Source organism: Verrucomicrobiia bacterium (genome assembly GCA_036268055.1).
Taxonomy (GTDB): domain Bacteria; phylum Verrucomicrobiota; class Verrucomicrobiia; order Limisphaerales; family Pedosphaeraceae; genus DATAUW01.
Genome location: DATAUW010000024.1, coordinates 79,629 through 96,650, shown reverse-complemented (window position 1 = coordinate 96,650; position 17,022 = coordinate 79,629). Strand labels below are relative to the sequence as shown.

Sequence of the window (17,022 nt, the reverse complement as noted above, 5' to 3'; positions counted from 1 at the left end):
ATTGCCAATGAAAATTCTACACTGTATGAAAACAAAAAATAGTCCGTCTACTATTCGTTGTACTGGCTTTACTTTGATCGAGTTGCTGGTGGTTATCGCAATCATCGCCATTCTCGCGGGACTTTTGCTGCCGGCTTTGGCGTCTTCCAAGCGCAAAGCGCAGGACATCAAGTGCCGAAGTAATATCAAGCAACTGGCGCTGGCGGGATTCATGTATGAACAAGACAATGGGCCGCTGCAATATGATTTTAATAATGATTGGGTGACTCCGATTTTGACTTATTCCGCGAATGCGACGGGAGATGAGGTTTGCCCGGCGGCGGGAACCAACAACTGGCCTCCGGGCGCACCACCGAGCCAGGGCACGGCGGCTTACGCGTGGTCGCGCAACGGCAATATTGCCGCGGCGAGTTACTTTGTGAACGGCTGGTTGTTCGACCCGAAAAGTTCGGCGGTGAATTATCTGGCGGACGGTTCGACGCCGCAGGCGAATGTCGGCAAAGCCGGAATGTTCGGCAAATTGGACTTGGTGAAATTCCCCTCGCAGACTCCTATGTTTGTAGATGGGACGTGGCCGGACGGCTGGCCGAGCGGAAACGCAAGTTCCTATGGCAACGCGGACACGCCGCCGACGGATTTGTACGATGGCGGCGGCAACGGAGATAATAATATGATGGATCGTATTTGCATCCTGCGGCACGGCATCTCAAGTCCGAAGGCAGCTCCAAAAAATGTGCTCAACACTCAGCCCTATCCCAAAGGCGGAGTGAATATCGCTTGCACGGATGGTCATGTTGAGTATTCGATGCTGGATAATCTATGGTCTCAATATTATTGGAACGCGGTTTCCGCGCCGAACAAGCGGCCGAGGTTGCCGTGAGAACAATCCCAGCGATGTTCGAACGGGTTCTACATGGTTTTGTTAAAGCAAAAATGAATTGGCTTTGGCGTTTTCTCACGTGGGGCGTGGTGTTTTTAGTTGTTGCTGCATCAGCACAGGAAAAGCCTAAAAAGGTGGAGAATGATTTGATGTATCCGCTGACGGACGCGGTCAAACCCTACATTGATTTCGATGGCGCCGGGTTTTCCATGAACGGGCAGCGCACCTTTTTTTCATCGGGCTCCATTCACTATTCGCGCGTGCCACACGAACTTTGGGCAGACCGGTTGCTGCGATTGAAACAGGCCAGTTTTGCGGGCGTGGAGACTTATGCGTTTTGGAATTTCCACGAGGTGCAGGAGAACCAGTTTGATTTTTCGGGCGACAAGGATTTTGAAAAATTTTTGGAGACGGCGCAGCAAATGGGATTATACGCGATGGTGCGCGTTGGACCGTATGTGTGCGCGGAATGGGATTCGGGCGGCTACCCGGTGTGGCTGAAGTTTAAGCCGCCGTTCAAGGTTCGCGGTGATAATCCAGCGTGGCTGAGCTGGAACGACCATTGGTATGAAAAAATTTTGCCGATGGTCGCGAAGCACGAGATTGATCACGGCGGAAATGTCGTGCTGGTGCAATTAGAGAATGAGCATCCGCTGGGCTGGGGCGTGGTGACGAATGATCCTTACTTCGTGCATTTGAATGACGAGGCAATGAAGTTCGGGATTGATGTGCCGCACTTCATGAGCGGACAGCATCACGGCGCCGCGCCGACGCCTGGCAATCTCGATCCCGAGAAGCGCACGAATCCGTGGATCACGACGGAATTCTGGTCGGGATGGTTCGATACTTACGGGTCGCTGGCGGAAAAGCGGAATCACGAGATTGAGAATGCGATCTGGACGATCCTCGCGCACGGCGGGGGCGGATATAATTTCTACATGCTGCACGGCGGGACGGATTTTGAGACGTGGAACAATGACGAGATGGCAGCGAGTTATGACGACGGCGCGGCGATCGGGCAGGGCGGGGATTTGCGTCCGACCTATTATATAATGAAGCGTGCGAACCAACTTGCACAGAGTTTTCCTGAGATACTCGCGAATGGCGGCGATGCGCGAGGTGATTACGCGGATTTCGCCACAGGCACGGGTGTGAAAGTGATTGGGGCGCGGAAGAGTCGCAGTGGCGCGGGCACATTGGTTTTTGTGCAGAACTCGAGTTCCAATGAAATTACGGCGACGTTTAAATCCGGTGAGGAAATGAAGCTGGCGCAATCGAGTGTGTACGCGCTGCCGCAAAATGTTCGTGTGACGGACAGTGTGAAAGTTGTGGAGGCGACGTTACCCGTGCTGGCAATCGCGCGGAATGGCGAGACGGTGACCTTGGTGGTTTATGGGCAACCGGAGAAGACGGGACGCGTGAGCTTATCGGTCGAGGGTGGCGTGAAAGCAGGGATGTGGAAGGGGGCGTCGAAAAATTTTCAGACGGAGTTGATTGACGGGAATCGGTTGAATTTAAAAATCACGATTCCCAAGAACGGCGTGGAGGAATTCAAACTGGAGCAGGGCAAACAATGTGTTCGCGTGCTGGCGTTGAACAGAGATTTGACAGCGTACACTTGGATTGTCGGAGCGACGAATCGGCAGTTTGTGGTGTGTGGACCGGAGTTTGTGCAGGGCATCGAAGAGAACGGGAAAAAGATTTCGGTGACGATTGAGCGTCCGTACGGGCAGGCATCGTGCGGGCAGGTTGCGGTGTTTGGCGGGCGGGAGCAGAGCTTCCATCTGGGCGTGAAGGCGGATTTGAAATTGGACGGCAAGGCGGCGCCGGAATTGACGAATTGGAAGATGTCGGCGATGCGGGAAATATCGCCAGCGTTCGACGATTCAAAATGGAGACGGTCGCCGGGGCCGGCGCAGATGGGCGCGGATGGCGACACGAGCGCGTTCGCGTGGTATCGCGCGAGCGTGAACGTGCCGTCGCCGGCGAGCGGGGCATTGCGGTTGCACGGCGCGGATAACATGGAGGTGTTTGTGAACGGGCGGCACGTGACGATAGAGAAGAATGTGGCGCGAACGGATTTTGCGGCGGGAACAAATTCAATCGCCGTGTTTGCCTCGCATCACGGGCGCAGCAAGGCGTTCGGTTATTTGGGAACGCTGGATAATTTCAACAACAAGGGACTTTGGGGGTCGCAGAAATTGGAAATGGACGGCTTGCGAAATGATATTCCGGGCTGGGCGATGCGCGGCGGAGTGGAGACGGATCTGGCCGCGATAAAATCGTGGAGTGAGATTGCGGATGCGAAGGGAGCGCCGACGTTTTATCACGCGAATTTTAATTACATGCCGCCGGGTGAATTGGGAGCACATCCTATTTTGCGGGTGAATTTCCACGGGCTCTCGCGCGGGACAATGTGGGTGAATGGGCGCGATCTTGGGCGCTACCCGGAGAAAATTAAAATTGATTCGTTATATATTCCGGAGTGCTGGTTGAAGGCGGGGAAAAATGATTTGACCGTGTTTGATGAAACGGGACAGAAGCCGTCGCAAGTGGAATTGGTGATTGAGAAAGCGGCAAGCCGAGAAGTGATACGAGTTTCAAAAACGGTGGATGCAAAGACACCGATGATCGTCCCGCAGAAAAGTCCATGAAGTTTTTCGCAACTGGGAACCATTTCAAAAAGCCTGGGCGCATTGCGAAGGAGTAAAAGTTGGAATGCGAAGCGGAAAATGTTAGAACCTGCGCATGAAACACCGGATAACGATTCGACTTTCGATTATCCTCGTGCTTTGGGGAGCGTGGCTGGCGGGCGTAACCTGCGGCTTCGCGCAAGAGATAAATCCGGTGGAGGTCAACGGAGTTGAGGTCAATGGAAAATCCCTGCAATGGCAGCGGGGAAGCAGCATCAACCTGGGCGCGTCGCCGCTGGCAATTCAATTTCGTTTTGGGCTGGCTTCCGGCACGAATGATCCGCGGCTGCGGTTGAATTATAAATTGGCGGGTTATGATTCCACTTGGCAGATGGGCGGTGGTTACATGTTCGCCACGGTACGATTTTGTAACGATGCGGGTGACCTGGTGGAGCAAATGCAATTTAAAGTGCGAGGAGAAAGCGCCGGCTGGAATGGAGGTTTGGAAAGCTCGCCGCTAACGCATCGGCGCGAGACGTTGACTGTGCCGGCGGGCGCTTCAAATTTTCAAGTGGTGTTCACTTCAGCCGGGCCGCCTTCGACGCTGGGGATTTACGTGATTGATCATTTGGTCGTTTCCAAAATTTCTTCCGGCAAGCCCAAGATTTTGTTGCGTTCGCCATTCGATGAGGACGCGGATGAAGAAGGAATAAATCAGGCCACCAATGCGTGGCTGACGGACGGCACGCGGCCGAGCATGGCGAAGGTGGTCGAGATCGGCAGCGCGCCGAAAACCAAAGCGATGGCGATCATTGACGAAGATCCATTCGGCCATGCCGAATGGCATAACGCAAAGGAAAGCGCGCCGCGGGTGATGCCCAATGATAATATGGTGATGGAATGGAACGAAATGTATTCCATCGGCGAGAGCCGGGACCATTCGTCGGTTTATCCAACATTACCAGCGGGGAAATTTGTTTTTCAAGTTGAGGAGGTGACGATTCTCGGGAAGCCAACCGGACGCAAGACGGAATTGGCAGTGCGGGTGCCGCGGCCATTTTGGGAATCGCCGTGGTTCTGGGGAGCGATGGCAATGATGGTGGTCGTGGTCGTGGCGCTGAGCGTGCGATACTACACTTCGCGGCGAATGCAGCGGGCGATGTTTTTGCTGGAGCAACAGCGCGCGCTCGAAGAGGAGCGCATGCGAATCGCGCGCGACATCCACGACGATTTGGGCGCACGGGTAACGCAGATCTCGATGATGAGCGGCATGGCGCAGAAGGACACAACCTTGTCGGAGAAGGCGCGCGCGGAGTTTGACCAGATTTATTTAGTGTCGCGGGATTTGGTCTCGGCGCTTTATGAAACGGTATGGGCGGTGGACCCGGAGAATGACAATGTTAATGCGATGGGAGATTACCTGCGGCAAACCATCAACGAAATGTGCACGCAGGCGCAGTTGCGCTGCCGCATCCATGTCTCGCCATTGCCGCTGGAGATCAATGTGTCGAGCCGCATCCGGCATAACTTCAGCATGGCAGCGCGCGAGGCGGTACATAATATCATCAAGCATGCGCGCGCCACACTCGTGACAGCGCGTATCACTTTCGCGGATAAATTATTCGATGTGTCCATTCAGGACGACGGATGCGGATTCGATCAGGCCGGCGTGCCGGCCGGACACGGATTGAAAAATATGAAGCGGCGATTGGAAGGCCTGGGTGGAAATTGCGCGATTGAAAGTTCGCCGGGGCAGGGGACGACGATTCATTTTAAGTTGGTGATTGGATCGGGTGACGGGAAATCGGGACCGAATGGTTCGCAAGACGGTTCAAAAGGCGTTTGAGAAATCACCGCCACAGAAAGGCTCATTATGAAAAAATCCGTAGTGGTGGTGGAAGACGATTCTGGATTGCGAAAGCAATTCACGAAAATTTTGGGAACGGCGGCGGATATCAAGTGCCTCGGCGCTTATTCGTCGGCAGAAGAAGCTTTGCCACAAATTCTCGTGGCCAAGCCGGACGTGGTGTTGATGGACATCAAGCTGCCGGGAATGTCGGGCATCGAATGTTTAACCGAGATTCGCAAGCACGATCACTCCACGCACATTGTGATGGTGACGGTCTATGAAGACAGCAAACGGATTTTTGCCGCGCTGAAGGCGGGCGCGAACGGTTATCTGATCAAGTCGAGTCCGCCGGCGGAATTGTTGGCAGCGATTCGCGATGTCTATAAAGGCGGAGCGCCGATGTCGAGCCATGTGGCGAACAAAGTGGTGGAACATTTTCATGCGTTGGGGCCTTCACCGACCGAGACTGAGAACCTGACTTTGCGGGAGCGCGAAGTGTTGAATCTGCTGGCGCTGGGCTATCTCTATAAAGAGATCGCGGAACAGTTGAACATCGGTTTTGAAACCGTGCGCAGCCATGTAAAAAGCATCTGCCAAAAAATGCACGTGCGAAACCGGTTGGAAGCAGTGGGAAAATTGCGGTCGGAAGCGAAGACGGCGGAGTAAATTTTTAATGACCCGCCGATATCGCGGTGGCGACAATATTGGCATGGGGAACGACGGGCTTAAAATGGCCGATGTGATAGTTGTGGCAAAGTAAACAATCCTGGCGGACCAGATTGGGACGGTGGCAGGTGGCGCAGGCGTTCTTGTCTATCGTGCGGAAATTGCTGTGGAAGATGGCCGGATCGCGCTGACCCGGTTCAAATGCGGAAGCATAAGTTTCTTTTTTGCCGGCCATATCGGTCATGGAATGGCAGGTAAAACATCCGCGCGCATCCATCAGGCTCAAATGCGTGGAATGGGAGAAGTGATTAAATTTATGTTCGAGCGGATCGGGGCGCGAGGAGTTCCAATTCATTTGCTTGACCGGCGAGTCATCCACGCTGTGGCACTTGGCGCACATCCCCACCGCAGACGGCGCGGTGAGTTGCTTGAACAAGGCTTGTGAAACCGCGGGGTCGGCGGTGGAGGCAGGATCAACCGTCAGATCCATCCATGAACTGAGGAAACGGTCGCGATGGCCGCGGGGATGATAATAAAGCGTAAACGAGCCGTCGGGACTATACCAGCCGCCGTTGTCCACCCATTCGTCCGGCGGCACATTTTTGACAGGGCCGGGCGGCGGCAGATCAGGCGAAGGAACCAGTTCAGTCGCGGGAGCAACTCCGGATTTGCGATAGTCAATGACTTCTTTTTGCAGCTTGGGAAATGCGCCCTGAAAAGTATTGCGAAAAGCCTCGGCATTGAAGAATGCGACCACGCCTTCTTTTTCGAAATTCGATAGCGGCCGTCCGGCACTGGCGGTAATTCGTTTCAGGAGTTCTTCCTGGCCGTGCGAGTTCAGATCAAAGATCAAGGACTTGATTCCCCACGCCAGCGTTTGCGCGGCTTTTACTTTATCGGGATCTTTTTTCGGGAGACTCGAAAGATCCACGCCCTGCAATTTTTGAAGAGCTGCACGCACCGTCGGATCACCCGAAAGAATCAAACGCAGAAAAGGAGTCAGCGGCTGGTCGGCGTCTTCCGGCCACTGGCCAATCGAGTTAGTTCCCTTCAATGTTTGGTCATCCATGCGAGGAATTCCGATAAAGGGGATGCCGGTTTTCGCCGCCGACTTGGCTTTGATCTGGTCATCGTGGCAGGAAGCGCAAATGACATCGTACGATTTCACGAGCATCGTACCGCCGCGCAAATCGGTCAAATGACAATCGAGGCAGGAATTGGGCGCGAACTTCGCGACCGTGGGATCGCTGAAGTGCTCACGCAGATGAGATTGATGATCAAAAATAATCCGGGTACGCCGTTCAAAAGGATAACTGGTGAACTGTGGATGCCCCTCGGCAAAACTGGCGAACTGGGTGGCGTGGCAGCTCTGGCACTGCTGATTGGAGATTTTTTTCAGGTCGGCCTCCTCGCCGCGATGTTCCTTGTGGCAAGTCGCACAAGCAATGCCTTCGGTTTGCGAGTGGCCGATGCTCGGGATAAATGAAGCGAGCATCAGGCCAGCCGGACGGCTGTGGGCATTATTTTTTTTCTGCGCGGCTTCGGTCAGCGCATGCAAGTCGGCAGCGGCGAGCGCGTGCGGTTGCAGCGGCGAATCGCCGACGTTGTGGCAGTTTAGGCAAAGCTGGCTGCCGGCGTGCGCGGAGTGTGAGTCGGGAGTTTTCACGAGCCAGCGCGCGGGACGCGGCTCCAGACCGTCGTGACATTCATTGCAATTTTCGCCAGCAGAGCGATGGGAAAAACTAAGCTGGCCCGGCGAGAACGCGCGATTGCCGTCTTTCAAGCCGAGCAGGATAAAAAGCGCAGCCAGCGTAACGCCCGCCACGAGCATGACGGTCAGGCTGCGCCAGGAACGCACGCTGCGAACCGGGCTGCACTTGGGGATGACCCGGCAGCATTGGCCGGTGGGCGAAGGTCCTTCGGCACAGGGGCCGCCGAGAAACGCGGGACGCGCGCATTGCCAGCGATCGCCTTTGCGCAAGGGGCGGCACTCGGCGCTCGCCATACAGTTGCCCTTTTCGTCCGGGCCGGCAAGGCAGCATTGGCCATCGCGCGCGCGGCCACAGACCCATTTTTGATTGGGCCGTTCGTAAGGGCTTTTGTCGAAGCCAAATTCCTGGAGGCGGCGCATTATCGGGAAATCATGAGAGCCTCCACGCGAGAACGCCGTGAACCATCGCGGCGATGAGCATGGAATAGGTCAAAGGAATGTGGATGAACAGCCAGCCTTTCAACACACCCTGGCGGGCCTTTTGAAAATCCAGATCGTCCCGGGCGTGAATGCGCTCGACGATTTGCGCGAGGATGGCTTGTTCTTCAGCATTAAGATAGCGTTCGAGCCCGCGGACTTCCGAAAGCAAATCGAGCAGCGGCTGGCGATAGCCGATCACGTGATACCACATGTAACGGGTTCCTTGAAAAAAGTTGCGCAAACGCAAATCGTAAAAATCGGCGATGGCCGAGGATTGCGCCTTGCCGACCGATTCTAGAACCATCTCTTCCACTTCTCGCCGCAACGTCGCGCGCAACGCGGGAATGCGCTCGAAGATCACGTTTTCGCCATAGACAGTGAGGCGCGCCGGAAGCCAGCGAGAGATGCCCAGCCCGACGATGCCGCTGATGGCAACGAGATAAAATAAAATTGCCAGGGTGGTTTCAAAAGTCCCAGTCGGCACGCGCCAGCCGGTATGCAAGCCGAACAAAACGCAACTAAGCAAGCCGACGTAAATGTGGATCTGCATCCAGGTCGAGGCGCGCAATAAGGGAAGGAATGGCAGTTTTTTGCGCGCGTTGAAAAGTGTCAGGAAGACGACGACGATAAACAAGGTCAACCCCGTCACGATTTCCGCGCGGCGCAACTCGATGCGCAGGGCATAGTCCACCACCCACGCCACGATTGCGGCGATGGCAAACAACACCCAGGCAAAATGCCGGCGGGAAGTGAGCGTCATCGTTGTTTCAGCCAGTCGGCGAGTTTATCCACGTTGCGCATGTCCATTCGCACGAGGGCATCGTGCGGGCAGGCATTCGCGCAAGCCGGTCCGGTAATTTGCGTGGAACACAAATCGCACTTCGCGGCTTTTTGAATCGGCTGATTGGTCGCCTGATCGTAATAAGGCCGGCCATCCGTGCTGCGCGCCGTGACCATTTGAATATTGTCATACGGGCAACTGTTCGCACAGGTGGCGCAACCGATACACGTAAGGTCATTGATCACCACGCGGCCATGGGTGGAATCACGGTGGATGGCGCCCGTCGGGCAACCGATCATGCACACCGGGTCCTGGCAATGCATACACGCATTGGCGATCATGAAATGGTCTTCGATCGGCCCGTGCCGGAGAAAGCGTGGATTATTGTTGTGCGTGGCGGCGCAGGCACGGACGCAATCGTCACAACGCGTGCAACGATCCATGTCAATGATCATCGTCGCGGTTCCATTGATGAAGCGCCGTTCGACGATGAATTCCATCATCTCCGGCGGAATTTTATCATGGCTGCGGCGTTGACTGCGCTTGTCAATCGAGACCGGCTGCGGTTTCGGCAGTTCCGATTCCGGCATGCCCGGAAGAACGTGCTGCTCAATGACGGGCGTGGGGACAAACAGCACGTCCACGTAACCGACCGCCCGCAAGGTGCGCTGAAACGGCAAGTCGCTTTTTTTCATCCAGTTCAAGGCCACTTCCTCGAAACCGAAAATCTGTCCGCGACCGAGATAACTGACAGTGCGCTCGCCGTTGTTGAAAGTTTCGCTTAGCCGCGCGAAGCCGCTGCGGATCAAATACACCCCGTTCGGATAATGGCCTTCCTGCGCAACGACCGGTTCTTTCTGGATGCGATCCGGGGCGGTGGTTTCGCGAATCTTGGTGAAGGTGGCATACCACTCGAATTTTCCAAACGTAAGAAATTCCGTGACAGCGGCGACGCGCGCGAGCGTTTCATCGTTGAGATGGCTGAACATCGGCGTCTCGCGCAAATGATTCTTGAGGCTGTGGTCGCGGTAGAGGCGGTCCACATAGTCTTTGAACTCGGGCGCGTGCAGGCGGATCTCGCGCAAACCCTGCCAGCGGATCTCGAGCATCTCGGATTCCGCCCCCGCGATGACCGTGGTCGTGCGTGCGGTGCGGCTCAGCGCGGCGATTTCACCGAACAATTCGCCGGCGGGCAAATCCACCGTGCGCTTGTCCTTGATGATGACGTTCATGTCCTGCACGAACACCGCCGGGTCCGTGCGGGCAATGATGTCGGTATGTCCGGCTTCGCGTTCGGGACTCTTTACGCCGAGGTGGCGCACTTCCGGCAGTTTGGGATTTTGCCACCATTGGGCGAACGCGCTAAAGGCGCTTTTGCGCACCGGTTCCTGGCGTCCGGTGACGCGGTCACTGAGTTTATCCAGCACCACCCGCGCGGTGCCGGAAAGGACGATGAAAGCGGAATTTCCGTAATCGCCCTGCCGCACGATGATGTCGCCTTTGCGAAATTTGCGGACGCGGCCGTCGTTCAGGAGAATATCGCGCAAGGAAGTGTTTTTTGGAAAACGCGTGGGATCCATCTGGCGAAACAGTGGAATTTGCAGAAGACGATCCACTTCTTCCTCGGTCATGGGCGCGATCTCAAATTCCGCGGATTCGTTCCAGAAAGGAACGTCCCAGCGTTGCGGCCGCTTTATGCTTTGTGCTTCTTCAGGCATCGCAAAAAATATTTGAGTGCGTTTTTAAAGTTTCAAGACTCCGCCAAAAAAGGTAACAGCTTTTCCACACACCGGCCCAGCGCAAACCGCGCGATCGGCATTTTGGGTTTGATATTTTGTTCCCGCGAACGCCCTGAAAATCAATCAAGGTTTATAGGGCGTTCCCTTGTATTTGTCAGGACCGGGAATAAGAGGATCAACACTGGCAAGCTTGGTGCCGTCCTGGCTTTTGGCGAAGCCGCTGCTGATTTCGCTGATGGCGTCGGCGGCCTTATTCAGAGCGTCGGCATTATTAATTTTTAAATCACCGGCACTGACAGCCGCACTGATCTTTGTCACTTCCGCTGCGCCGGTGGCCTTGGCAATTTCGTCAAGGCTGGCCTTGGCGGCGGTGGCGCGGGCGATCATCCCCTTCGAGTAATCACCGTCTTCCGTGGCTTTCGCGAGACCGCGCAAGCTGTATTCCAAGTCCAAGGCGCGACCAACGACGTAGAGCATGCGGCGGCGTTCAGCAGGGATTTCCTCGTTTACCTTGCCCGCGGATTTTTGGAGGTTGTGGCGCACTTCACCGGAAAGCCACGAAACCAATTCGAAATCACTGCCCGCTTTATGACCTCCGACGTTCACGAGTTTTTCCTCGGGAACGGTATGGCAACCAAAACAATTTGCCGCGACGCGATAATAATTATTTGGGCGAAGCATCCCGAGTTTTTCGGCTTTCGCGAGACGGTCAGGGTCATCTTTGGCGCTGTGAACCTTGATCCAATCCTTGGCCGCGCTGTGGCAGGACTCACAGGAAATGCCGGAGATCACCTGCGCTTTGCCGTCGTCATCGTTCTTTTCCGTGTAATGGCACTTGAGGCAAAGGCTCTCTTCCTTGATACGGCGGATGCCCATCTTGCTGGAGATGTCCCGCGCTTCGGGACGGCGATGCATGGAATTGAAAGTATCGAAATGATGCGTGAGTTTCCAGGCCTCGACTTCGGGCGCGTGACATTCATTGCAGGCCTCCGGGCCCATCACCTTCGCGGGGTCGGTGTGGTAAATATCTTCGGCGGCATGAATATTTTGGAGCAGGCCGAGGGCGAGCAGCGGCGCCATTAATTTGATCGAGAAGGCAAGTTTTTGCATAATTGTTGTTCCGTAATTTCAGCGTTCAATTACTGCCATGAGCTTGCGTGCCGTCACGCGTCCAAAGTCAAATCTCCATCCGGCACCGCAATGCAGGTGAGGCAGCTTCCCGCCTCGACTTCGCAACCTGCGCGTTTGAGATACTTCACTTTGCCGGATTTGATCGCGGTCTTGCAACTGCCGCAATTCCCTGCGCGGCAACCATACCCAATCGGCACTTCTTCTGCCAAGGCCAAATCGAGCAGTGAAGCTGATTGGCCGGTCCACGCCACTTCCCGGTTCGAGCGGGAGAAAGATACCTTGGTTTGCGGGCCAGCAGGCTGCTCGGCGGTGGGCGGCGCGGTGCGCTTCACGCTCGCGGGGCCGAAGGCCTCAAAATGAATGCTCTCGTCCGGCACGTTCCATTCGAGCAGGGCGGTATGCAAATCACTCATCATCTCCCCCGGACCGCACATGAAGAAATCAAAATTGTTCGAGGGCAATTCCTTCTTGAGCAGTTCAAAATTCAAGCGCCCTTCATGCTGGTAATCCCGGTCTTTGACATCGGTCTTGAGTGGGCGCGAATAGCAGACGTGCAATTTGATGTTGCTGTTGGAGCGCGCCAGCACGTCCAGGTAATCCTTCATGATATGGTCCTGGGAATTGCGGACGCCGAGGAAAAACCACGTCTCCCGCTGCGGCGTGAGTTCGATGATTTCGTTCGCCATGCTGACCATCGGCGTGATGCCCACGCCGCCAGCGAGCAGCACCACCGGCGTCAGGCGGCTGGTATCGAGAAAGAATCCGCCGCTTGGCGCCTTGCAATCAACGATGTCCCCGGCTTTGAGTGCGGTATGAAAATGGCTGGAGACGAGGCCGGGTTTTCCCTTGGGATTATCCGGCGGCGCGGGCACGCGCTTGATGGTCACACGATAATAATCAGGGCGCGGACGATCGGAAAGGGAGTAGCAACGAATGACGCGGTTGCGCTGGCCGGGGACATCGAGTTCAAAAGTGAGGAATTGGCCGGGATGAAACGGCGGCAGCGCTTTTTTATCATGGGGCACGAGATAGAATGAAGAGACGTCCGCGCATTCGCTGACGATTTTATCAATCTGGAATTTTCGCGTGCCGTTCCATGATCCGGCGCTTTCCTGCCGCTTTAATTGCAGCCGCGCCAGGTTGAGCCGGCAGGAAAATAATTCCCCATCCAACCGGCGCTGCACGCGGATGGCCGCCGTCCGCCGCACGTTGGAGTAAAAAAGAACCAACAGGTTCAGGAGGACGATGACGAATAAAATCGCACCACCGACGGCAAGTATTTTGGCAGGATCCATGTAACGAAGAAGACCTAGAATTTTGTGAGCAATTCGACGCGCCCGCCCACCGCTGCTTCATTGGAATCCCGAACGCCTCCGAACGTATCCAGGATCCCGATAAACCGGCGGCCAAACGCCTGTTGAAAACGGACACCAATGCCCGCCACGGATTCTTCGCGGAAGAGATCGCTCCCGTGAGTCGGTGCGCGGCCACCCACTTCGATGACCAACTGGCGGCGGCGCAGTTCGCCGAAAAACATCTGATAACCGACTGCTCCGCCCGCAGTGTGGTCGGCTTGATTGCTGAGCGGCGAGCCATATTGACCGAGCGCCACCGACGCCGTCAAAATACCAATGGAACCCAGCGGGCCGCCGGCGCTTGGGTCGCGCGCTGCCGAACTATAACGGCCAATGCCCCAGTAAGTATCGAGATAAACGAGGTCGGTGTTTTCGGGCAAAGTATAGGACAAGTGAGCCGTAAATAGCGTTCCGCTGGTTGCCTTTTTGCCGCTCGCGTCAATAGCCACGGAAGTATTGGCGCGGAAGGTGGTATTGAGTTTGCCAATACGTTGCAGTGCCCCGATGCCGGCAAAAAATTCATCCCCATAAGCGCTTGAGGATTCAAAGAGCACATCGCTTTCAATCGTGCTGATGGGAAAATCCGCCGTGCTATCAAGGCCGAACAAAAGCGCGCCCGGATCCTGCGCGTTTGGCGCGCTGGCGAGGGTATAGTCCGTGCGCTCGATTTGTCCCCAGCCAAACAAGCCCGAAAGACGCAACGATGAACCACCCGGAATTAACATGGAATTGCGCGTGATCGTGGCCATATCCACGCTGTTATCGTTGGCGAGAATGCCGTCCTGCAACGTGAGCGGCTGGCGACCGACTGAGAAACCGTAATCAAAATTTTCCTTGTCGTGCTGGTCGAGCGTCGGAAAAATTTCGCCAAATTCACCCTCAAAAAACAGGGTGCGCGGCGTGGCGCTGAACGAGCTGTCAGGACCGTCGCTCGACTTGGGTTCGATGCGGTAACCGGCATAATCCGTGGAACCATTTGGATTGAACCGATCCAGCGGACGCCAGCCGACGACGACACGTTCCGTCCCTGATAATTGGAGATTGGCAAAAATGTCGAGGCGATTGGCCCATTCCGTCGTGCGGCTTCCCGGTCCGGAGCCGGTATCGAAAGTCTGCACGGCGGTACGGAACTGGCCGAACACCCAGAGGCTCGGCGAAATGACTTCGCCGGTCGGCAGAGTGATGCCTTTTTGAAGGTTTCCGTTGCCCAAAAATTTATCACCTAGCTCAATGATGGGCGCTGGCCGCTCTGGAAAAGTGGCGAGATCCAGCGGTGCCGGTTGATCCGAAAACCGGGCACTATCCTGAGCGGCGGACGCAGTGGCTTTGGCGGACGCTGCCGGGGCAGTGTTGGTGTTCGTGTTAGTGTCGGTGTTAGTCCCATCCGCACGAGCCGATCCTGAAGCTGCCAGGACCAGCGAACATGCGATGCCAATATTTTGGTTTAGGGAACGAACGGGAGTCAGTTTACTTCTGAACATAGGTGCTTGCCGAAACATCGGCCAAGTCCGCAAGGTTGATGGTTGGTTTGGCTCCGTCGAGTTGGATCTTGATTTCCTTATCGTATAAAAGCGACTGGCCGTTCTTCACGGCTTCGGCAACTTCGCGGGGCGACATAAAATAGTCGAAACCCGCCACCTTGATTTCACTGATCAGATTGATGGGAACCATGCCCGCCAGCAAGCGAATGTGCACGGTATATGGGCCGGGATCGGTCAACTCCGAAGCCTTGACCTTGTATTCCGGCCAGCGGCTTTCAAATGCTTCCATGCCGCGGCGTTGAACTCGCGCACCTGCGGGATGTCCGGTAAAATTCACCGCAAAGGTCGTGGGCCGAATAAAGGGCAGCGGATCAACCGAATAATTAATCGGCAAAACCTGTTCGCGATCACCACCGCGCACATTGCTGGTCAGGAACGGCGATTGCAGCGAGAACAGATACGGGTCCAGTGGAAGCTTGCCGGTAGAGACGTAAGTGGAGTGGCGGTCGCGAATGTCTCCATTGGGATCGAGGTCGCCGGACTGGAAGACCAGCTTGCCGGCGGAGTTGGTGACGAACACCTGCATATAAGATACGCGCTCGGCGTCGAAACCAGTCGGCACATTATGGCCATCCGTTCCGCTGTGGACCTGAATCTTGAACTTCAGCCCTTTGGAATCGGCTTCCTGAACCACAAACTGCCCCAGTTGGTAACCCTGGCGCAAAATCTGTAGGCGCTGCTTCTGGATTTCGGCCAGCAAGGCATATTGATCATTAAGAATGGCGCGCGCGTCATAACGGTCGTCCACGGAAGCCCAGCGCGTCGGGAATTTGAAATCCTTGGGCACACTATTTTCGAACTTGTCGGTTCCCCAGCCGGCTTTGTCATTGAAGGTCAGCCATTCGCGAATCGTGGCGAGAGCCGCCGCCTTGTCATTGTGCGGGAAAAAACCACGATTAATAATGGAATAATCCGGGCCGGCAAACATGTGATTCGTGCGGCGGCGCGGTTTCGTCGGCACGCCTCCGACAATGGCCGCCGGTTCTTCGGCGTAGCCTGATTTTTTACCCGGAATGAGGCCCATGTGGCAATCCTGGCAATTTTCACCACGATGGGCGGCGGGAGAATTCTTGAAATTACTAAAAGCTTCTTCGAGGCGGAAACCATTCAGCAAGGTCACGTCGTGGCAGGTGCCGCAGAAACCGGAAGTGCGGAGCGCGGGAAACTTGACTACATCCGTATGAATCTTTCGGCCAGGAACTTCATTGGTGACGACGCGATAAACGTCGGGCTGGGAGAGAACGCGCTTGAGTTCCGCATCGCCGGTCGGCCCGTACACCGGAGTCAGGATGTCACCCTTAACGAGCGCGAAACGCCCGCTGATTTTGCCGTAGTCATTGCGCAGGCGATGGCAGACGATACAAGTGATGCCTTCACGAGAGGTCGGGCAGCGATCCATATTACTCATGAAGGTGGATTCCCCGAGATTCATCCCGACTTGAGTGTGGCAGCGAATACAAAAATCACCGTTCGATCCCTGGGTTAATTTCGTGACGGCGGCTTCAAAAGTGTTGAAGACCGGGCTTAACTGCGCGTAGGCATGAGCGGAAACCGACCATTCGCGATAATGATTGGGATGACAGGTGCGGCAGGTGGCGGCAGAAGGATATTTGCTCTCCACAAACAAACGGGCGTGTTCCGCGTCTGCGTTGACCGGTTTGCCACCGACCATCGTCGTGGCAGATTTGTCGGCCTTGGCCGCCGCGAGAATAAACTTGGCTTGTTCACGACTCACCATGTCATCGAGCGGGCCCGCGCCGAAAACACTCAAAGCCGGCAGCGCGAGAGTAAGCAGACCGCTGGCAATGAGAGGAGAAATTCCGGCAAAAAATATGCGTTGCGTCTTCATAAGCGTGCTTTTTCCATACTAACAAACCTCTGCGCGACTACGGGCGAAACGACTGAAAACATTTTGCAAATTGCGATGCTTGCAAATGCGACCCTGAGGCTAAAATCTGGAGTTTTTTTAACACGCTTTGAAAACAAAAGTAAATAAAAAAAATTATAAAAGCTTGCGAAGCGGGGAGGTGCATCTCGTCACGGTTCTTATTTACTGTCAACCGGTCCAAGCGGAGACGACTGTCGGTCTTGTCCGGAAGCGCAGACGCAGGAATTTTAAATGGAGGTATTAAAAGTGGTGCCAGAGCCCGGGATTGAACCGGGGACCAAAGGCTTATGAGTCCTCTGCTCTACCGCTGAGCTACTCTGGCGACAGACTTTTAACGTAACGACTTGGAATTTCAGACGCAAGTGGAA

At 55.4% G+C, this 17,022-nt stretch carries 11 protein-coding genes and 1 tRNA gene; 4 read left to right on the top strand and 8 right to left on the bottom strand.

The genetic code is table 11. From position 1 onward, the window contains the following. Nucleotides 1-25 precede the first annotated feature (25 nt). From VH413_15480 to VH413_15465, 4 genes are all read left to right on the top strand, one after another. Nucleotides 26-880, top strand: coding sequence for a prepilin-type N-terminal cleavage/methylation domain-containing protein (locus tag VH413_15480; GenBank protein HEX3800094.1), 855 nt, complete (start codon nt 26-28; stop codon nt 878-880). 53 nt (nt 881-933) lie between these two features. Then, nucleotides 934-3,534 (top strand): beta-galactosidase, encoded by a 2,601-nt coding sequence (locus tag VH413_15475; protein HEX3800093.1) that lies wholly within the window; start codon nt 934-936, stop codon nt 3,532-3,534. A 94-nt stretch (nt 3,535-3,628) separates the two neighbouring features. Further along, the gene (locus VH413_15470; GenBank protein HEX3800092.1) at nt 3,629-5,359 is read left to right on the top strand and encodes a sensor histidine kinase; all 1,731 of its coding nucleotides are present in this window, start codon (nt 3,629-3,631) and stop codon (nt 5,357-5,359) included. Between the two features lie 27 nt (nt 5,360-5,386). Then, entirely contained in the window at nt 5,387-6,028 is a 642-nt protein-coding gene (locus VH413_15465) for a response regulator transcription factor (protein HEX3800091.1), read from the top strand. Nucleotides 6,029-6,032: 4 nt separating this feature from the next. Here VH413_15465 and VH413_15460 read toward each other — a convergent pair whose 3' ends face one another. From VH413_15460 to VH413_15425, 8 genes are all read right to left on the bottom strand, one after another. Continuing rightward, nucleotides 6,033-8,159, bottom strand: coding sequence for a hypothetical protein (locus VH413_15460; GenBank protein HEX3800090.1), 2,127 nt, complete (start codon nt 8,157-8,159; stop codon nt 6,033-6,035). Nucleotides 8,160-8,169: 10 nt separating this feature from the next. Further along, on the bottom strand, nt 8,170-8,979 hold the full coding sequence (locus VH413_15455; GenBank protein ID HEX3800089.1) for a hypothetical protein: 810 nt from the start codon (nt 8,977-8,979) through the stop codon (nt 8,170-8,172). After that, nucleotides 8,976-10,718: a cyclic nucleotide-binding domain-containing protein gene (locus VH413_15450; GenBank protein HEX3800088.1), complete on the bottom strand. Its 1,743-nt coding sequence runs from the start codon at nt 10,716-10,718 to the stop codon at nt 8,976-8,978. Before VH413_15450 ends, VH413_15455 begins: the two co-directional genes overlap by 4 nt. 144 nt (nt 10,719-10,862) lie before the next feature. Continuing rightward, nucleotides 10,863-11,849, bottom strand: a complete 987-nt coding sequence (locus VH413_15445; protein HEX3800087.1) for a multiheme c-type cytochrome — start codon at nt 11,847-11,849, stop codon at nt 10,863-10,865. 53 nt (nt 11,850-11,902) lie between these two features. Continuing rightward, entirely contained in the window at nt 11,903-13,165 is a 1,263-nt protein-coding gene (locus tag VH413_15440; GenBank protein HEX3800086.1) for a 2Fe-2S iron-sulfur cluster-binding protein, read from the bottom strand. 14 nt (nt 13,166-13,179) lie between these two features. Beyond that, entirely contained in the window at nt 13,180-14,436 is a 1,257-nt protein-coding gene (locus tag VH413_15435; GenBank protein ID HEX3800085.1) for a hypothetical protein, read from the bottom strand. A gap of 256 nt (nt 14,437-14,692) precedes the next feature. Further along, the gene (locus VH413_15430) at nt 14,693-16,615 is read right to left on the bottom strand and encodes a multiheme c-type cytochrome (GenBank protein ID HEX3800084.1); all 1,923 of its coding nucleotides are present in this window, start codon (nt 16,613-16,615) and stop codon (nt 14,693-14,695) included. A gap of 286 nt (nt 16,616-16,901) precedes the next feature. Continuing rightward, nucleotides 16,902-16,976: transfer RNA gene (locus tag VH413_15425), tRNA-Met, on the bottom strand. Between the last annotated feature and the right edge of the window lie 46 nt (nt 16,977-17,022).

Bases quoted from the DNA above. Each gene is read 5' to 3' on its own strand.
- VH413_15480 (HEX3800094.1), top strand. From the start codon at position 26: ATGAAAACAAAAAATAGTCCGTCTACTATTCGTTGTACTGGCTTTACT.
- VH413_15475 (HEX3800093.1), top strand. From the start codon at position 934: ATGAATTGGCTTTGGCGTTTTCTCACGTGGGGCGTGGTGTTTTTAGTT.
- VH413_15470 (HEX3800092.1), top strand. From the start codon at position 3,629: ATGAAACACCGGATAACGATTCGACTTTCGATTATCCTCGTGCTTTGG.
- VH413_15465 (HEX3800091.1), top strand. From the start codon at position 5,387: ATGAAAAAATCCGTAGTGGTGGTGGAAGACGATTCTGGATTGCGAAAG.
- VH413_15460 (HEX3800090.1), bottom strand. From the start codon at position 8,159: ATGCGCCGCCTCCAGGAATTTGGCTTCGACAAAAGCCCTTACGAACGG.
- VH413_15455 (HEX3800089.1), bottom strand. From the start codon at position 8,979: ATGACGCTCACTTCCCGCCGGCATTTTGCCTGGGTGTTGTTTGCCATC.
- VH413_15450 (HEX3800088.1), bottom strand. From the start codon at position 10,718: ATGCCTGAAGAAGCACAAAGCATAAAGCGGCCGCAACGCTGGGACGTT.
- VH413_15445 (HEX3800087.1), bottom strand. From the start codon at position 11,849: ATGCAAAAACTTGCCTTCTCGATCAAATTAATGGCGCCGCTGCTCGCC.
- VH413_15440 (HEX3800086.1), bottom strand. From the start codon at position 13,165: ATGGATCCTGCCAAAATACTTGCCGTCGGTGGTGCGATTTTATTCGTC.
- VH413_15430 (HEX3800084.1), bottom strand. From the start codon at position 16,615: ATGAAGACGCAACGCATATTTTTTGCCGGAATTTCTCCTCTCATTGCC.